This is a genomic window from Gabonibacter chumensis (genome assembly GCF_024741215.1).
GTDB lineage: Bacteria > Bacteroidota > Bacteroidia > Bacteroidales > Marinifilaceae > Gabonibacter > Gabonibacter massiliensis.
The window spans coordinates 64376-81790 of sequence record NZ_JANSKB010000008.1 but is presented as its reverse complement, the minus strand read 5'-3'; the positions used below and the strand labels follow the sequence as shown (position 1 = coordinate 81790).

The window sequence follows — 17415 nt, the reverse complement described above, 5'->3', positions numbered from 1 at the left end:
TCATGCTAAAACAAAATAAGATTCAGGAACCTTAATTGAATAAAAAATCATATTTTTGCAAGTCAAATGAGTAACGTACATTTAAAATACATAGCAATTCGATTGAAACATTTGCTGACGAACCCGGAAGCAGAATGGGATACAATTAGAACGGACGAGACGGGAAGGATCGAACTTTTCAGAAATTACATCGTCTTGCCGGCGTTTCTATTTTCCATCCTGGTCTTTTTGCTCAGGCTTGCGAGCAATGATGTCACGGTCGCTTTGGGATGGGGAATCATTAATTTCATTGCCTGTACCGCGGGATGTTACATCTGCTTCCGTCTTACGCGGGAATATCTTTCTAACAAAACGATAGACCCGGGCAAGATAGCTTTGAAACTATCCGTCTACAGTTCGGCTGTATTCATTCTATTTCATAGCCTTGCCGTCGGTTTTACGCAAAATTTTATCGGAGACGTGATGGCTATTCTAAGTCTTCTCTCGCTTAGAATATTATACATCGGATTAAATACGATATCGGGATTAAATACACGATACAAAAAAAGTGCCGTTATCATTATCGGATTACTGATTATTTGCACCCCCATCATCATTACGAGACTCTTGACAATTATTTTTAGAATCCCGGCTATTAACGCGTAAAAAAATTATGGAAAACATTAATATAAGAAACAAACGAGCCTCCTTCGATTACGAGTTTATAGAAGAATACACGGCCGGCATTGTATTGACAGGAACCGAAATCAAATCCATTCGCGCCGGCAAAGCCAGTCTGGTGGATGCCTATTGCTATTTCCATAATGGGGAATTGTGGGTAAAAGGGATGTATGTGGCCGAATACAAGTTAGGCACCTATTACAATCATATCGAACGACGCGAACGTAAGCTGTTACTTCAGAAAAAAGAGTTGGTCAAACTGGAACGTAAAACAAAAGAATCCGGTTTGACGATCGTCCCGATCCGGCTCTTTTTAACTGAAAAAGGCTTTGCCAAACTCCGAATTGCACTGGCCCGCGGTAAAAAAGAGTTCGACAAACGAGAATCTTTAAAAGAGAAAGATGCCAAAAGGGAAATGGATCGTTTTATGAAAAAATAAATAAAATTCAAAGCCGGAATTCGGGATTTTCTCATCGTATTCAAGTCTCTTTTACCGATCAACATCAATAAACACCCACACGTAAGCGCTTTGCTCCGCAACGATCATTGGAGAACAGGAGCTTTTTACCATACCCGTATTTATCGTTCTATTCTCTTTTTTTAAAACATTCTCAATAGAAAAAAATTAAAAAAGTAATATCAAAATGTTAAATCTTAAAAAAGAGTAGTACTTAATAAAGGTCGGCGTATTCTATATATGAAGAAAAATATTTTATTTTGTCACAAAAAAAACAGGGTTTCATTTATATAGAATAATTCACAAATTTAGTGAATCTATTTTCACCATGATAACGTAAATAATACAGGTCTAAAGCAATAGATTTATAATGATTAATAACCAAAAGGGAATATATCCCAATTCCGGGCGAGGACCCCTTATTCCTCCCCGGAATTTTTTATTCGCTTGTTCTCAATAAAAAATCAAATCAATAAGAACGTTCATTACGTCCTTCCATCCAATTGATGTAAGCCGTATTGACGACCTTATTTCCCCCGGGTGTCGGATAGTTTCCGGTAAAATACCAATCCCCGGTATTACCAGGACATGCTTCGTGAAGATTTTCAACGGTTTGGAAAACTACTTTTATTTCGGCTTTTATGGCATTACTTTTTACCATCTGGGCTATTTTATCGGAAATTTCTTCATTACTGAAAGGGGCGTAAATCTCTTTCACGTAATTTTTTATCTGCTCTTTAGGAAGTTTTTCCTGTTGTTTGCATTTTTGATAAACCTCATCAATTAAACGAATCATATTCCGTTCTTTCAGTAACTCTATAGCCGCGTTAAAGGCAATAAATTCTCCCATCCGGTTCATATCTATCCCGTAACAATCCGGATACCGTATCTGGGGAGCCGAAGAGACAACAATAATTCGTTTAGGGCGCAAACTGTCCAATATCCGTAAAATGCTCCTTTTTAAAGTCGTTCCGCGAACAATGGAGTCGTCGATTACCACCAAATTATCCGTATCCTTTACTGCTCCGTAGGTTACATCATATACATGTCCGACCATATCGTCACGTCCTTCGTCCCCCGTGATAAAAGTACGCAATTTAGCATCCTTGATGACAATCTTTTCAACACGAGGCTCTTTACAGATAATTGCATCCAACGTCTCTTCGCACCAATTCGCTTTCCCCTCCCGGATCAATCTTTTTTTATCTTCGACCATATACTGTTGTATCCCTTTTACCATTCCGTAAAAAGAAGTTTCAGCCGTGTTCGGAATAAAAGAGAAAACGGTATTATCCAGATCTCCATCTATCGCTCTCAACAGCTGAGGCGTCAATAACTCCCCTAACCTTTTCCGCTCCCGATAAATACTTCGGTCGTTCCCCCGTGAAAAATAAATCCTTTCAAAAGAACAACTGCTTTTTTGCCGCGGTTCCCGTACCAACTCTTCCCGAACAGAACCATCCTTTTTTATAATCAAGGCATATCCCGGGCGAATTTCCAGTATATTCGCATCGTCTACACGGAATGCCGTTTGAATGACAGCCCCTTCTGAAGCCACGACGACCACTTCTTCGTCTTTATAATAATAAGCCGGACGAATACCCCAAGGATCACGCATTACAAAAGCATCTCCGTGCCCTACCACTCCCGCAACCACGTATCCGCCATCCCAGTCGGCACTACTCCTGGACAAAACACCGACCAAGTCCAAATGCTCCTCTATCAAAGACGAAATATCCTGTTTCGCGTACCCCTGATCCCGGTAATCCCGATACCGATCCTGAATCTCATTATCTAAGTAATAACCGACTTTTTCCAATAAAGTTACCGTATCCGAATAGTTCCGGGGATGTTGACCCGCCTGAATCAGACTTTCAAACAGCTCATCCACGTTTGTCAGGTTAAAATTAGCCGCCAATGCCAGATTACGGGAACGCCAGTTACTCGCCCGCTTCAACGGATGTACATAATCAATATTATTTTTTCCGAAAGTAGCATAACGCAAATGTCCCAGATAAATCTCTGAAACAAACGGGAGATTCTGTTTACTCCAAACCGCATCTTTCTCCTTTATCTCCTCCGCGTGAATAGATTCGTGGATCTTGTCAAACACCTCCTGAATCGGATTGGCATCACATGAACGTACTCGGTCCATGTATTTAAACCCCGGAGCCATATCCAACTTTACTCCTACGACTCCCGCACCGTCCTGTCCACGATTTCGCTGTTTTTCCATCAAAATATACAAACGATTCAAACCGTATAGGTATGACCCGTATTTTTCCCGATAATATTCCAAGGGCTTTAGTAACCGAATGAATGCAATCCCACATTCATGATTAATGACATCACTCATAAATAATTATATTTACCTTCCAATGAATAGATTCCGAAAGCGATACAAAATTAATAAAATCAAAAAGCATTGACCGTTTCGGAGAGACTAAATCATTTTATTTTTTTTATTTTTCAGATTTTATTTCAGAATATATCGATTTTTTTCCGATAACCTTTATCTTTATACCACATAATACAGAAAAAAAATGAAAAAAAAATACTTGTTTATCCTCATCGTCGTTAGCTCTATCGTTGTTCTCTTTTTTCTATTTTCAGAGGATGCTACTTTCGACAAGCCAAAGCAACAACAGACCGCAATCGAAGTAAACCGGGATTCGGTCCATTTAGATACCTTCCGGTATAGCGAGTCGAAAAAAACCATATTTGAAATTAAAAATACAGGTCATTTCCCATTGATCATAAAAAAAATAGAAACATCATGCGGATGTACCGACGTGACATGGAATAAAAAACCTCTATTGCCCGGGAAAACAGAAAAGATTCAAATTACCTTTACACCCAACTCCCTGGGGCATTTCTCCAAAACCATCCGAATATTTTGTAACATCTCCTCTCAAACTTACACGTTAAGACTAAGCGGATTTGTAAAAGAATAATAATACTGTATCTATAAACCACTTTCCCTCTAACTAAATAATACTCAATTTTACACAAGAATCAACCCGCTTCAGCGTATTCAAAATAAAAAACACTAACTTGGAAAAACATCGTTTAGAGAAATGAACCAAATCTAACCTATCATGAAACGAATATCATTGCTATTTAGTATAATAGTTTTACTATATGCCTTTCAGGAGCATCCTCCATTTGAGGAAGAAATATCCGATCGATTCTATAATCTTTTCCAAAAATATCCTAAAGAAAAACTCTATCTACATACCGACAAGGATATATATCTGGCAGGAGATACCGTTTGGTTCAGAAGTTACATGGTAAATGCTTTTACGAATATTCCGATAATACTCAGCAGACTCATATACGTGGAACTATCGGACAAGAGGGATTCCGTCATCCAGCGCCTCAAATTCAGGGAATGGGACTCCACTTTTTACGGCAACATCAATCTGCCGGAAGATATAAAACAAGGAGATTACTGCATACGGGCCTTCACGTATTGGATGCAAAACGAGGGAACCGACTACTTTTTCAAAAAAAACATCCGGGTAGTGAACCCGCATGAAGCCAGAATCAATACCGAAGTGAAATACATCAAACAAGAGAACGGCAGGCTAACGGCAGAGATCAAGTTATCGAACGCCATGAACATCGTCTATAACAAGCAAATCTTTCTATATCAGGTAAACAAACAAAACCAAGCAGGTAAAATCCGCTCCGCTCGTACCGACGATAACGGTATTTTACGCGTTCAACTCCAGTCGGATGACCGTACCATATACTTGAGCACGAAAGACAACTCCTCCATCGAATGTGACCGTTACCTCTATATACCCAAGGAGGTAACAGACTTCGATGTGCAATTTTTCCCGGAAGGAGGAAATTTATTAAGCAACAATTACCAACGAGTTGCCTTTAAAGCCATCGATTCCAACGGGCTTTCAACAGAAATAGAGGGAACCGTTTATTTAGACAGTATGCCTACTGTCCTAATCAAAAGCGAACACAAAGGAATGGGAAGTTTTAAACTCCCTACCTACACGAACAAACACTACTACGCCGAAATTACGAACAAGGACGGCATCACCAAACGTTTCACTCTACCACCCGTCGTTAACGAAGGGATAGGCATTCAAATGGCCTCCAAGGATTCCTGTATATATTACACGATTATTACCGCAAATAACTCTCGTTTCCCCGATGGACTTTCCCTGTTGATACAATGCAGGGGACAACTCCTTAACTTAATTCCGATCAACGCACAACATAAAAAGGGAAAAATCTCCATCTCCTCCCTGCCGGAAGGAATAATACAGGCCGTTTTACTGGATTCCTCCTTCAAAGTATACAGCGAACGCCTGTTTTTCATCCGCCCCGGCAAGCAAACAAATGTAGATATTCATACCGATAAGGAAACATTCGGCCCGCGGGAAAAGATAAACCTTCGTCTGCTTTTAGAATCTAACGCCACCCGGGGATCGTTCTCCATGGCCGTGGTGGAAGATTCCGGGTTAGACACCACCTCCTATAACGACAACATCCACTCCAACCTGCTGATGACCTCCGACCTGAAAGGATACATCGAGGAGCCCGGGTACTACTTCAGCGACACGACCGAGGAGACCAACCGACACCTGGATTTGGTCATGCTAACACACGGCTGGACACGGTTTAACGTGGCCGACTTGGCAAAAAATCAATCTCCCAGAATGAATTTCTATCTGGAATTAGGACAAGCCATTACCGGGAAAGTGAAAAATGTCTGGGGGAAAGCTTCTGAAAAAGCCAATTTGCTTTTTATTTCCGACAAGGGAAGCATCACGATGACCACCACGGATTCTACCGGATATTTCAGTAACAATCGATTGTTTTTTACCGACGGCACTAATTTTGTCGTCAGGGCCACTAATCAAAAAGGCAAAAAACGGGTAGAGATTCATTTCGATAAAGATTCGTTTTTAACCGTATCGAACTTTTTTCCTTACAACGAAAAAATCATGAGAGAAGAGGAAGAGTTTTACGACAAATTCAATCAAAATTATTATTACGAGAACGGGGAAAAAGTGTACCTGTTGAATGAAGTGAAGGTCAATCGCAAGGCTCCTCTCAAAAAATACTCTAAATACGACAATTGGGCCGATGATCTCTACCGGTTGGATTCCGCCCGGATCGCAAATGACCCGGAAGAGAATATCGTTAAACTTATTGCCAGGAAAATACCCGGGCTCATGGTTTACGACGAACAAGTATGTGCCATAGGCCCGTTCCCGCCTCGCGCGATTCCAGTTGCATTAAACGGATTCATGGAAAGGAGTTATACTTTTATCAACATGATTCCCAAAAGATATTTCTTGGGAGTTACTTTATTAACAGGTTCTATTGCCAAAAGCTCTTTCGGAGTAGATTCCGTTCTTTTAATTACGACACAACCCGATTATCATTTTGAAAAGCCATCCAATCAGATCAACATAAACCGGATACGTCCGATGGGAATTCGAATCCCCGATGAGTTTTACGTTCCGAAATACGACATCGACTCCATACGCAACGCCCCCGAAAAAGATAAAAGAGTAACCTTATTCTGGGATCCGGTCATCACGTTAGACCCCGGAAAAACGACAGCACTTTCATGCTACACGAACGATAAACCGGGAACTTATTCCATCATTGTCGAAGGGATAACCTTAGACGGGAAAACGGTAAGAAAAATAAAAAAGATCAAGGTAAACTGATCGTTTGCACGTAATAGTTGTTAATTAACATACTTTACAACCTAATTTGGGAACTATGATTTAAAATTAAGTTATCTTTGTGGACCTTTTAAAAAAGAGACGAATGCGTAATTTGCTAAAATACAGTCTATTAACACTATCTATTCTCTTAATGAACGGATATTCTCAAGCCATTTCCGCCCAACCGGAAGTGTTAAGAGAGAGTTATGCCGCTCAAACAACCTTACGCCAAGCCTCTAATGAAATTCTCCATTTACTGGAAGCAATCTCTTCCTACTTCGGAGAAGCCCCGTTAGGTAACACGCATATTACCTCGGATCTAAAATCTTACAACCACCACTTGTTTCATGCCAAATATGCAAAGAACATTACACCGTCTTTAGCACCTTTTAATCGGAACAGGTATTTTCATCCTTACTCGACTCTTAACAAAACAAAATACTACGTTTTTGCTTTACGCAAAATTATTATTTAGTTTATGAAAGAGGATATATCTTTTTTATCCTTTTCTATCCTTTAGCATAAATTAGTCATCTGATTTATCCATTTTATATCTACATTTTAACATTTTATTTTATGAATCTGACCTTATTTGTAGTAGTACTACTTACGGCCATCGCACTTGTCGTCATGGCCATGGGAATTGCCCGGTTGATCTCTCCCCGTTCTTACAATCAACAAAAGGGGGAAGCCTACGAGTGCGGTATCCCGACACGAGGAAAATCCTGGATGCAATTTAAAGTAGGATATTACCTGTTTGCCATCCTGTTTCTGATGTTTGACGTGGAAACCGTATTTTTGTTTCCCTGGGCTGTCACGGTTCAAAGTTCCGGCATATACGGATTACTAAATATATTGTTTTTCATGTTGATTCTAATCTTGGGATTAGCATATGCCTGGAAGAAAGGAGCGTTGGAATGGAAGTAAATATCAAATCCATGAAATATGAAGAGTTCAATGACAACGAGTATCTTGAACAACTTCGGGCATCCGGCACAAACGTGTTCATGGGATGCCTTGACGAGGTTATCAACTGGGGACGTTCGAACTCCCTTTGGCCTCTTACCTTTGCGACCAGCTGCTGCGGTATCGAATACATGGCAGTCGGAGCAGCCCGTTATGACTTTGCCCGTTTCGGCTTCGAAGTAACCCGGGCCAGTCCGCGGCAAGCCGACTTCATTGTCGTAGCGGGAACGATTGTCCATAAAATGGCTCCGGTATTAAGACGCCTTTACGATCAGATGGCAGAGCCGAAATATGTTATCGCCATGGGCGGATGCGCTATTTCCGGAGGCCCTTTCAAAAATTCATACCACGTCGTTAAGGGAGTAGATTCCATTATCCCGGTTGACGTCTACGTACCCGGTTGTCCTCCCCGGCCGGAAGCATTGTTATACGGTATCATGCAACTCCAACGGAAACTAAAGGTTGAAAAATTCATCGGGGGAGTCAATCGAAAAGAAGAGAAGAAATAAATGATCTATTTATGCTAACAGATAAAATCAAACATATCGACCCGGATATTACCATAGAGGAAAACGGTATACCCACCGTTATTGTCCCGGTTTCCGAATATCGAAACACAGCCTTGTTTTTCAAAAACGATCCCCAACTCTCTTTTGATTATTTAGTATGCATGACCGGCATGGATTGGGGAGATTCCATGGGTGTCATCAATCTACTGGAATCCACGATACACGGGCATCGTATCTTCCTAAAAACAAGCACTACCGACCGGGAGAGCCCGGAACTTCCCTCGATAAGCGATATTTGGGAAACAGCCAACCTAAACGAACGGGAAGTATTCGACTTTTTCGGTATACGTTTCATCAATCATCCGGATATGCGTCGTCTTTTCTTACGCAACGACTGGGTAGGCTATCCGTTACGAAAAGACTACGACGCAAGCGAAGTCATCAATCCCGTACGTATAGAAAGCGATGAAACATTGGATACCGCCCCCACTTACAAGGAAAATAGAAGCGGAGAGATTCAGGAAAAAGAGAATATCGTATTCAAAGAAAACGAATACGTGGTGAACATCGGTCCTCAACATCCGGCTACCCACGGAGTTCTTCGTTTCAGAGTATCCTTGGAAGGTGAAATCGTAAAAAAAGTAGATGTCAACTGCGGTTACATCCACCGGGGCATCGAAAAACTGTGCGAAACCCTCACCTATCCCCAAACATTAGCCCTGACGGATCGACTGGACTATTTAGCCGCACAACAAAACCGTCACGCGTTATGCATGTGTATCGAAGAGGCCTTGCAAATCGAAATACCGGAACGGGTGAAATACATTCGAACTCTTATGGACGAACTGAACAGACTCTCTTCTCATCTCTTGTTTTGGTCGGCTCTATGCATGGACTTAGGAGCTCTTACGGCTTTCTTTTACGGTTTCCGTGACCGGGAGAAAGTATTGAATATGCTAGAAGAAACGACCGGAGGACGTCTGATTCAGAATTACAATGTAATCGGCGGAGTCATGGCTGATATTCATCCCAACCTAACCCGCCGGATCAAAGAGTTTATCACCTATCTACCTCCCATGATCAAAGAGTATCATGAGGTATTTACCGGAAATGTCATTGCACAGCAACGCCTGAAAAACATCGGTATCTTATCCAAAGAAAACGCGATCTCTTATGGCGTTACCGGACCTTCCGGAAGAGCTTCCGGGTGGGCATGCGACGTTCGCAAGCGAATGCCGTACGGAGTCTATGATAAAGTAGATTTCAAAGAGATTACCTATAACAAAGGAGACTCGTTCAGCAGATACATGGTCCGAATGGAAGAGATGCTCGAATCCCTCCATATTCTGGAGCAATTGGTTGACAATATACCGGCCGGGGATTTTGCAGTAAAAACGAAACCGGTGATTAAACTCCCGGAAGGCCAATATTTCAAGAGTGTAGAGGCCAGCAGAGGAGAATTCGGAGTATACATCGAAAGCCGGGGTGAAAAAAACCCCTACCGGATGAAGTTCCGTTCCCCTTGTCTGACATTGGTCTCCGTTGTCGATCAATTGGCACAAAACAACAAGATCGCCGACCTGATCGCCATAGGAGGTACCCTGGATTACGTGGTCCCGGATCTCGACAGATAAATAAAATAAAAGATACTTAGGTTTAGTAAGGAATACAAATAGTGTTGGAATTATAAATCTAAAATCATAAATCTAAAATAGCATATATGTTTGATTTTTCGACAATAACAGAATGGATAGACAACTTACTCCGAAGTTTCCTGCCCCATACCGCGGCAACTTTGATCGAGTTCGTCATCATCGGGTTATGCCTGTTGGTGGGCTATGCGCTCATTGCCTTAGTATTGATTTATGCCGAACGAAAAGTGTGCGCTTTTTTCCAGTGCCGGATCGGCCCTAATCGCGTAGGACCTTACGGCATCATACAAAGCATCGCCGATATGATTAAAATGCTCACGAAAGAATTGATCGAAATCAATCAGGTAGACCGTTTCCTGTTCAACTTAGCCCCCTTCGTGGTGATCGTCGCCTCCGTATTGGCATTCGGGTGCATTCCGTTTGCCAAAGGACTGCATGTTATCGATTTTCACGTGGGCATTTTTTTCCTGATTGCCGTCTCTTCCATCGGTATCGTCGGGATTCTGCTTGCCGGATGGGCCAGTAATAACAAATACTCCCTCATCGGGGCCATGCGAAGCGGAGCCCAAATGATCAGCTACGAACTCTCCATCGGACTCTCTATCTTGACGATGGTTGTATTTGCGGGAAGTATGCAACTCTCCACGATCGTAGAAGAACAAGCCAACGGATGGTTTATTTTCAGAGGACATATTCCGGCTCTTATCTCATTCGTAGTATATCTGATAGCCGGAACGGCAGAAACCAACAGAGGTCCTTTCGACCTGCCGGAAGCCGATTCGGAGCTGACGGCCGGATACCACACGGAATATTCCGGGATGCAGTTCGGATTTTTCTATTTAGCGGAATACCTGAACATGTTTATCGTGGCCGCTGTTGCCACTACCCTGTTTTGGGGAGGATGGATGCCGCTGCATATTCCGGGATGGGAAAGTTTCAATCAGATCATGGACTACATTCCGACCATCGTCTGGTTTTTCGGGAAAGTGGCAGTCATCATATTTATCATTATGTGGTTCAAATGGACCTTTCCGCGATTAAGAATAGACCAATTGCTTAAATTGGAATGGAGATATCTTCTGCCCATTAACCTGTTCAATCTTTTTTTAATGGTCGTCGTCGTGGTTTTTAAACTACACTTTTAAACTTTGAATTATGAACGTGAAAGAATATATCAGTTCCTTTTTCAGCGGCTTACACTCGCTGCTTGTCGGAATGCGGGTAACGTTAAACGAATTTTTCACCCGGAAAACAACGGAACAATATCCTGAAAACAGGGCTACATTGAAAATGTTCGATCGGTTCCGGGGAGAATTGACCATGCCGCATAACGAAAAAAACGAACATAAATGCATCGCTTGCGGTATTTGCGAGATGAATTGTCCTAACGGAACCATCAAAATCACTTCGGAATTCGTGACGGACGAGGAGGGAAAAAAGAAAAAGGTATTGGTAAAATACCAATACGATTTAGGTAGTTGCCTGTTTTGCCAACTATGCGTAAAAAACTGCCCCCAACAGGCTATTACATTTATTCCCACGTTTGAACACGCTGTTTTCACGCGTTCAAAATTGGTCAGGATACTGAACCGCGAAGGATCTAAAGTGGAAGAAAAAACAAAATAATGAAAAGAGAGAGGGATAACAGGAACTTTTGTTACAACCCCGTCTCTATATTAATAGATTGAATTATGAATATTGCTTTACAAGATGCCGTTTTTTTTATTTTGGCGACAGTCATCGTAGTTTGTTCCATTCTGACGGTAACGACCAAAAGGATTCTACGATCTGCGACCTACCTGTTATTCGTGCTTTTTGCCACGGCAGGTATCTATTTTCAGCTTAATTACTCCTTTTTAGGTGCCGTTCAAATAACCATCTACGCGGGAGGCATTATCATACTTTACGTGTTCTCCATTTTGTTGACCAGTCCGGATGGAGATAAAGCGGAAAAACTAAAAAACAGCAAAATGGCCGCGGGTTTACTGACAGCTTTGGCAGGTACGGTCCTATGTGTTTTTATCACTTTAACACATTCGTTCGGCCCCAGTCGGCCCGCGGATGGAGAAATTCATATGAAAACCATCGGAACGGCCTTAATGGGCATGGAGAAATACCAATACCTGCTGCCTTTTGAAGCCATCAGCGTCTTACTGTTGGCTTGTATGATCGGGGGTATTGTCATCGCCCGGAAACGATAAAAACAAAACGAAAGAAAAACATTGCAAAATCTAAACATAAGCACATGGAAATACACATGGAATATTATCTGGTAATCAGTACCGTCATGCTTTTTGCAGGAATATACGGATTCATCACCCGCCGAAATTTATTGGCCATCTTGATCTCGATCGAGCTGATCCTGAACTCGGTTGATATCAATTTCGCGGTATTCAACCGTTACCTTTTTCCCGATCAATTGGAAGGTTTTTTCTTCACCTTGTTTGCAATCGGAATATCAGCCTGCGAAACGGCCGTGGCCATCGCCATCATTATAAACATATACCGGAACATCAGGAATATCCAAGTAAAGAACTTGAATAAGATGAAACATTAAAATCCGACGAATTACAAAATCGGGAATTTGAAAATATAAAATTATAAATCATGGAATACGTTTTACTCATTCTGATCCTGCCGCTATTTACCTTCTTGGCCATCGGGTTACTGGGGACGAAGCTTAAACCGCTGACAGCCGGTTGCATAGGAACCGCCTCTCTCGCCCTATCGGCCATCTTAGCCTATATCGCGGCAGGGCAATATTTCTCAACGGCACAGGTAAACGGCATATATGAAAAATTAATCCCCGTGAATTTCACGTGGCTTCAATTCACGGACCGTTTGCATATCGATTTAGGACTTTTATTAGACCCGATCTCGGTCATGATGCTGGTGGTCATTACCACGGTCTCGCTGATGGTGCATATATACAGCCTCGGATACATGAAAGGAGAACGGGGATTTCAGCGTTATTACGCTTTTCTCTCCCTATTTAGCTTTTCCATGTTAGGGTTAGTTGTGGCAACCAATATCTTCCAGATGTACATATTCTGGGAGTTAGTCGGGGTCTCCTCCTACCTGCTGATCGGTTTCTATTATACCAAACCGGAAGCTGTATCCGCCTCTAAAAAAGCATTTATCGTCACCCGGTTTGCCGACCTCGGCTTTTTGATCGGAATCCTGCTATTATCCTATTTCACAAAAACATTCAGTTTCGAATTGCTGACTTCCGGCGACCGATCTCTGTTTGCCGACGCATCCGGAATGACATTTATGGACTGCTCTGTTATCAGCTGGGCATTGGCCCTTATTTTTATCGGGGGAGCAGGAAAGTCGGCCATGTTTCCTTTACACATCTGGTTACCGGATGCCATGGAAGGTCCGACTCCGGTTTCCGCGTTGATTCACGCCGCCACCATGGTCGTGGCAGGAGTATATCTGGTAGCCCGATTATTTCCCGTCTATTACCTGGAGGCGCCCGATGTTTTAGTCGTCATCGCTATCGTGGGGGCTTTTACCTCTTTATACGCGGCTGTCGTCGCATGCGTGCAAACTGATATCAAACGGGTATTGGCCTTCTCTACCATCTCCCAAATCGGGTTCATGATGGTAGCTTTGGGTGTCTCCGGCATGGACGGACATGCCGGATTGGGCTACATGGCTTCCATGTTCCACCTCTTCACTCATGCCATGTTTAAAGCCTTGTTGTTCCTCGGCGCAGGAGCCATCATTCATGCCGTACACAGCAACGAGATGAGCCATATGGGAGGATTGAGAAAGTATCTTCCGGTTACGCATATTACCTTTTTGGTCGCTTGTCTTGCCATTTCGGGGATTCCCCCTTTCTCTGGTTTTTTCAGTAAAGACGAAATATTGGCTGCTACGTTCAATTTCAATCCTATATTGGGAGGTATCATGAGTTTTATCGCCGCTTTAACCGCATTCTATATGTTCCGGTTGTATTACAATATTTTTTGGGGAAAAGAGAGTCCGCACGAACACACGCCCCACGAAGCTCCTCGGTCCATGACCTTACCGTTGGTATTTCTGGCCATAGTCACCCTGTTTGCCGGTTTTATTCCCTTCGGGAAATTTGTCAGCAGTAACGGAGCCGAATACGTGATTCATTTGGATTGGGTCGTAGCCGCCAGTAGCGTACTTATCGCTTGTTTAGCGATAGCGATCGCAACCCGCCTGTATAAAAAAGAGAGCTCCGTCCCGGCTCAAATGGCCAATACTTTCCCTACTTTATACAGGGCAGCATCCAAACGGTTCTATATCGATGAGTTTTACCTGTTTATTACCAAACGGATCATATTCAACGGAATATCCCGTCCGATCGCCTGGTTCGACCGCCACATCATCGACGGAACGATGAACGGTATAGCTCAATTGTCCCAACGAACCGCTTACGCGATCCGGGGATTCCAATCCGGACAAATACAACTGTATGCTTATATTATCCTGTTGGGTACCTTATTCATCGCCTTTTTGGTTTTATTCGTGTAATCTAAAATACAAAAGATATGAATTTTTTATCCTTATTCGTTCTTATTCCGATCCTGATGATGTGCGGATTGCTCTTTTCAGCGAACCTGAAACAGATACGAGCCGTTGTTGCCGCGGGAGGATCTCTATTGCTGGCTTTGGCCATCGGATCGGTATTTGCCTACATAGGCGAACGGAACGCCGGAAACACGGCGGAAATGCTTTTTACGGCAGATTGCGTATGGTACGCTCCGCTTAACATACACTACTCCGTAGGGGTCGACGGAATCTCCGTCGCCATGTTACTGCTCTCTTCCGTCATTGTTTTCACGGGAATATTTGCCTCCTGGAAAATGGAGTTCCTGCAAAAAGAATACTTCATGTGGTTCTGTTTGCTCGCCGTCGGCGTATTCGGTTTCTTTATCTCCGTAGATCTGTTCACCATGTTTATGTTTTACGAGATCGCCCTGATTCCCATGTATCTATTGATCGGGGTATGGGGTAGCGGAAAGAAAGAGTATGCGGCCATGAAATTAACCCTCATGCTGATGGGAGGCTCGGCCTTATTATTGGTAGGAATCTTGGGTATCTACTTCCATTCGGCAACCGACGGGGGACAGTTGACCATGAACCTGCTCCGGATCGCCCGAACCCACATCCCGGTAGAAGCCCAACATTGGTTCTTTCCTTTGACATTCGTCGGTTTCGGTGTTTTGGGGGCTTTGTTTCCGTTTCATACCTGGTCTCCCGACGGACACGCATCCGCCCCGACGGCCGTTTCCATGCTACACGCGGGAGTATTGATGAAGTTAGGAGGCTACGGTTGCTTCCGGGTAGCCATCTACCTGATGCCCGAAGCCGCCAAAGAACTATCTTGGATATTTATCATCCTGACGGGTATCAGCGTGGTATACGGGGCCTATTCGGCCATCGTACAAACCGACTTGAAATACATCAATGCCTACTCTTCCGTAAGCCATTGCGGATTGGTATTGTTCGCCATTCTGATGCTGAACCAGACTACCATGACCGGAGCCGTACTCCAGATGCTCTCCCACGGTTTGATGACGGCTCTCTTCTTCGCCCTCATCGGCATGATATACGGACGCACGCACACGCGGGATATCCGGGAAATGGGCGGATTGATGAAGATTATTCCCTTCTTGGGTTGCTGTTACGTTATTGCCGGTTTAGCCTCTTTAGGTTTACCGGGATTAAGCGGATTCGTGGCCGAAATGACGGTATTTGTCGGGGCGTTCCAACACACGGATACCTTCCATCGGGTCTTCACGATCATCGCCTGTACCTCAATCGTCATTACGGCGGTCTATATCCTGCGGGTAGTCGGTAAACTTCTGTACGGACAAGTCGTTAACGACCACCATCTGGCCCTCATGGATGCCAACTGGTACGAACGCCTGTCCGTCATCGTATTGATACTGGCGATAGCCGGTATCGGTCTGGCTCCCTTATGGATATCCGACATGATCCGCGAAAGTTTATTGCCGGTCGTTAACGTGTTGAACTATTAGTAATCATTAAACCTCAAAATAAAATGTATTACACGAATCTAATGCCATTAAAAGAAGAACTATCCTTAGTCGCCCTGATAGTCATCCTTTTGCTATACGATATATTCGGTTCTCCCAAAAGTCTGAAATATTTTCAGCCGACAGCCTGTATCCTGATGGGAATACATACCCTGTTGAATCTGTTTCCCGGCGAAGCTGCTTCCGCGTTCGGGGGCATGTACCATTACGAACCGATGGGAGGAATCGTAAAAACAATTCTGAATATAGGTACACTGCTTATTTTCATGCAGGCAAATAACTGGCTGAAAAGCGAAGAGACCGTCATTCGAAGGGGCGAATTTTACATGATCACCCTCTCGACATTGTTAGGCATGTATTTTATGATCTCTGCCGGAAACTTCCTGATGTTCTTTATCGGCATGGAAACCGTATCCATCCCGATGGCTACGTTGGCCGCTTATAACAAATACAAGCATCTTTCAGCGGAGGCCGGAGCCAAATACATTCTTTCGGCGGTCTTTGCTTCCGGATTGGCCCTTTACGGTATCTCGTTGATTTACGGTACCGTGGGAACCCTCTATTTCGAAGATATTCCCGCGGGTATCAACGGCAGCCCGATCCAAATCATGGCCTTCGTATTCTTTTTCACGGGTTTAGGATTCAAACTATCCTTAGTTCCCTACCACCAGTGGACGCCCGACGTTTACGAGGGGGCTCCGACCAGCGTAACCGCTTATCTTTCCGTTATATCCAAAGGATCGGCCGCTTTCGTGTTAATGACCGTTTTGTTTAAGGTATTCGGAAACCTGATCCACGAGTGGCAAGCCATTCTCTACGGTGTGATCATCGCCACGATCACCTTAGCCAACCTCTTCGCCCTGCGCCAACAGAATATAAAACGATTCTTCGCCTACTCTTCCATCTCGCAGGCCGGCTACATCATGTTGGGTGTTATCAGCGGATCGGCTATGGGTATGACGGGATTGGTATACTATATCCTGATCTACACGCTTTCGAACTTAGCTGCGTTCGGAGTTATCGCCATCGTCGAAACTCGTTCCGGAAAATTGAATATCGACGAATATAACGGCTTATACTCGACAAATCCCAAATTAAGTATCGCCATGATGATCGCCCTGTTTTCCTTGGCAGGGATTCCTCCTTTTGCCGGATTCTTCAGCAAATTTTTTATTTTTGCCGCCGCCGCCAAAGAGGGATACTACGTCTTGGTATTCATCGCCCTGCTGAACACGATCGTCTCGCTTTACTACTACCTGAGAATCGTAAAAGCCATGTTTATCAACAAAAACGAAGAAGCCGTGACGGCTTTCCGTTCCGATAATTACACCCGGTTAAGTTTAGTGATTTGCAGCGCGGGTATTCTTTTATTAGGCCTCATCAGCAGTGTTTACGAATACATCGATACATTCAGCAGATTCTAATTTT

16 protein-coding genes are annotated in these 17415 nt (G+C 43.4%); 15 read left to right on the top strand and 1 reads right to left on the bottom strand.

Annotation, left to right across the window (positions count from 1 at the left end; genetic code table 11):
• Positions 1-66 precede the first annotated feature (66 nt).
• Both NVS78_RS13675 and smpB read left to right on the top strand, forming a co-directional pair.
• Positions 67-645, top strand: a complete 579-nt coding sequence (locus NVS78_RS13675; protein WP_286359659.1) for a YIP1 family protein — start codon at positions 67-69, stop codon at positions 643-645.
• A gap of 7 nt (positions 646-652) precedes the next feature.
• Positions 653-1099: an SsrA-binding protein SmpB gene (smpB, locus tag NVS78_RS13670; RefSeq protein ID WP_041504546.1), complete on the top strand. Its 447-nt coding sequence runs from the start codon at positions 653-655 to the stop codon at positions 1097-1099.
• A gap of 487 nt (positions 1100-1586) precedes the next feature.
• On the opposite strand, the gene NVS78_RS13665 is transcribed toward smpB, so the two are convergent.
• Positions 1587-3473, bottom strand: coding sequence for an amidophosphoribosyltransferase (locus NVS78_RS13665; protein ID WP_286359658.1), 1887 nt, complete (start codon positions 3471-3473; stop codon positions 1587-1589).
• 187 nt (positions 3474-3660) lie between these two features.
• Between NVS78_RS13665 and NVS78_RS13660 the strand changes: the two genes are divergently transcribed.
• From NVS78_RS13660 to NVS78_RS13600, 13 genes are all read left to right on the top strand, one after another.
• On the top strand, positions 3661-4071 hold the full coding sequence (locus NVS78_RS13660) for a DUF1573 domain-containing protein (RefSeq protein ID WP_286359657.1): 411 nt from the start codon (positions 3661-3663) through the stop codon (positions 4069-4071).
• Between the two features lie 144 nt (positions 4072-4215).
• Entirely contained in the window at positions 4216-6822 is a 2607-nt protein-coding gene (locus tag NVS78_RS13655) for an alpha-2-macroglobulin family protein (protein WP_286359656.1), read from the top strand.
• Between the two features lie 103 nt (positions 6823-6925).
• Positions 6926-7297, top strand: a complete 372-nt coding sequence (locus NVS78_RS13650; RefSeq protein WP_286359655.1) for a hypothetical protein — start codon at positions 6926-6928, stop codon at positions 7295-7297.
• A gap of 101 nt (positions 7298-7398) precedes the next feature.
• On the top strand, positions 7399-7749 hold the full coding sequence (locus tag NVS78_RS13645) for an NADH-quinone oxidoreductase subunit A (RefSeq protein WP_041504553.1): 351 nt from the start codon (positions 7399-7401) through the stop codon (positions 7747-7749).
• Entirely contained in the window at positions 7740-8297 is a 558-nt protein-coding gene (locus NVS78_RS13640) for an NADH-quinone oxidoreductase subunit B (RefSeq protein WP_082027585.1), read from the top strand. The genes NVS78_RS13645 and NVS78_RS13640 overlap by 10 nt, the downstream gene beginning before the upstream one ends.
• 11 nt (positions 8298-8308) lie before the next feature.
• A complete protein-coding gene (locus NVS78_RS13635; RefSeq protein ID WP_286359654.1) occupies positions 8309-9931 on the top strand; it encodes an NADH-quinone oxidoreductase subunit D-related protein in 1623 nt (540 codons plus the stop codon).
• An 86-nt stretch (positions 9932-10017) separates the two neighbouring features.
• A complete protein-coding gene (gene nuoH / locus NVS78_RS13630) occupies positions 10018-11094 on the top strand; it encodes an NADH-quinone oxidoreductase subunit NuoH (protein ID WP_286359653.1) in 1077 nt (358 codons plus the stop codon).
• A gap of 10 nt (positions 11095-11104) precedes the next feature.
• On the top strand, positions 11105-11575 hold the full coding sequence (locus NVS78_RS13625; RefSeq protein WP_286359652.1) for a 4Fe-4S binding protein: 471 nt from the start codon (positions 11105-11107) through the stop codon (positions 11573-11575).
• A gap of 65 nt (positions 11576-11640) precedes the next feature.
• Positions 11641-12150: an NADH-quinone oxidoreductase subunit J family protein gene (locus NVS78_RS13620; RefSeq protein ID WP_041504556.1), complete on the top strand. Its 510-nt coding sequence runs from the start codon at positions 11641-11643 to the stop codon at positions 12148-12150.
• Positions 12151-12206: 56 nt separating this feature from the next.
• The gene (nuoK, locus tag NVS78_RS13615; protein WP_041504607.1) at positions 12207-12506 is read left to right on the top strand and encodes an NADH-quinone oxidoreductase subunit NuoK; all 300 of its coding nucleotides are present in this window, start codon (positions 12207-12209) and stop codon (positions 12504-12506) included.
• Between the two features lie 50 nt (positions 12507-12556).
• On the top strand, positions 12557-14458 hold the full coding sequence (gene nuoL / locus NVS78_RS13610) for an NADH-quinone oxidoreductase subunit L (RefSeq protein ID WP_286359651.1): 1902 nt from the start codon (positions 12557-12559) through the stop codon (positions 14456-14458).
• Positions 14459-14475: 17 nt separating this feature from the next.
• Complete coding sequence (locus tag NVS78_RS13605) at positions 14476-15969, top strand: complex I subunit 4 family protein (protein ID WP_286359650.1); 1494 nt, start codon at positions 14476-14478, stop codon at positions 15967-15969.
• Between the two features lie 23 nt (positions 15970-15992).
• Positions 15993-17411, top strand: coding sequence for an NADH-quinone oxidoreductase subunit N (locus NVS78_RS13600; RefSeq protein WP_286359649.1), 1419 nt, complete (start codon positions 15993-15995; stop codon positions 17409-17411).
• Positions 17412-17415: the final 4 nt, after the last annotated feature.

Bases quoted from the DNA above. Each gene is read 5' to 3' on its own strand.
- NVS78_RS13675 (WP_286359659.1), top strand. From the start codon at position 67: ATGAGTAACGTACATTTAAAATACATAGCAATTCGATTGAAACATTTG.
- smpB (WP_041504546.1), top strand. From the start codon at position 653: ATGGAAAACATTAATATAAGAAACAAACGAGCCTCCTTCGATTACGAG.
- NVS78_RS13665 (WP_286359658.1), bottom strand. From the start codon at position 3,473: ATGAGTGATGTCATTAATCATGAATGTGGGATTGCATTCATTCGGTTA.
- NVS78_RS13660 (WP_286359657.1), top strand. From the start codon at position 3,661: ATGAAAAAAAAATACTTGTTTATCCTCATCGTCGTTAGCTCTATCGTT.
- NVS78_RS13655 (WP_286359656.1), top strand. From the start codon at position 4,216: ATGAAACGAATATCATTGCTATTTAGTATAATAGTTTTACTATATGCC.
- NVS78_RS13650 (WP_286359655.1), top strand. From the start codon at position 6,926: ATGCGTAATTTGCTAAAATACAGTCTATTAACACTATCTATTCTCTTA.
- NVS78_RS13645 (WP_041504553.1), top strand. From the start codon at position 7,399: ATGAATCTGACCTTATTTGTAGTAGTACTACTTACGGCCATCGCACTT.
- NVS78_RS13640 (WP_082027585.1), top strand. From the start codon at position 7,740: ATGGAAGTAAATATCAAATCCATGAAATATGAAGAGTTCAATGACAAC.
- NVS78_RS13635 (WP_286359654.1), top strand. From the start codon at position 8,309: ATGCTAACAGATAAAATCAAACATATCGACCCGGATATTACCATAGAG.
- nuoH (WP_286359653.1), top strand. From the start codon at position 10,018: ATGTTTGATTTTTCGACAATAACAGAATGGATAGACAACTTACTCCGA.
- NVS78_RS13625 (WP_286359652.1), top strand. From the start codon at position 11,105: ATGAACGTGAAAGAATATATCAGTTCCTTTTTCAGCGGCTTACACTCG.
- NVS78_RS13620 (WP_041504556.1), top strand. From the start codon at position 11,641: ATGAATATTGCTTTACAAGATGCCGTTTTTTTTATTTTGGCGACAGTC.
- nuoK (WP_041504607.1), top strand. From the start codon at position 12,207: ATGGAATATTATCTGGTAATCAGTACCGTCATGCTTTTTGCAGGAATA.
- nuoL (WP_286359651.1), top strand. From the start codon at position 12,557: ATGGAATACGTTTTACTCATTCTGATCCTGCCGCTATTTACCTTCTTG.
- NVS78_RS13605 (WP_286359650.1), top strand. From the start codon at position 14,476: ATGAATTTTTTATCCTTATTCGTTCTTATTCCGATCCTGATGATGTGC.
- NVS78_RS13600 (WP_286359649.1), top strand. From the start codon at position 15,993: ATGTATTACACGAATCTAATGCCATTAAAAGAAGAACTATCCTTAGTC.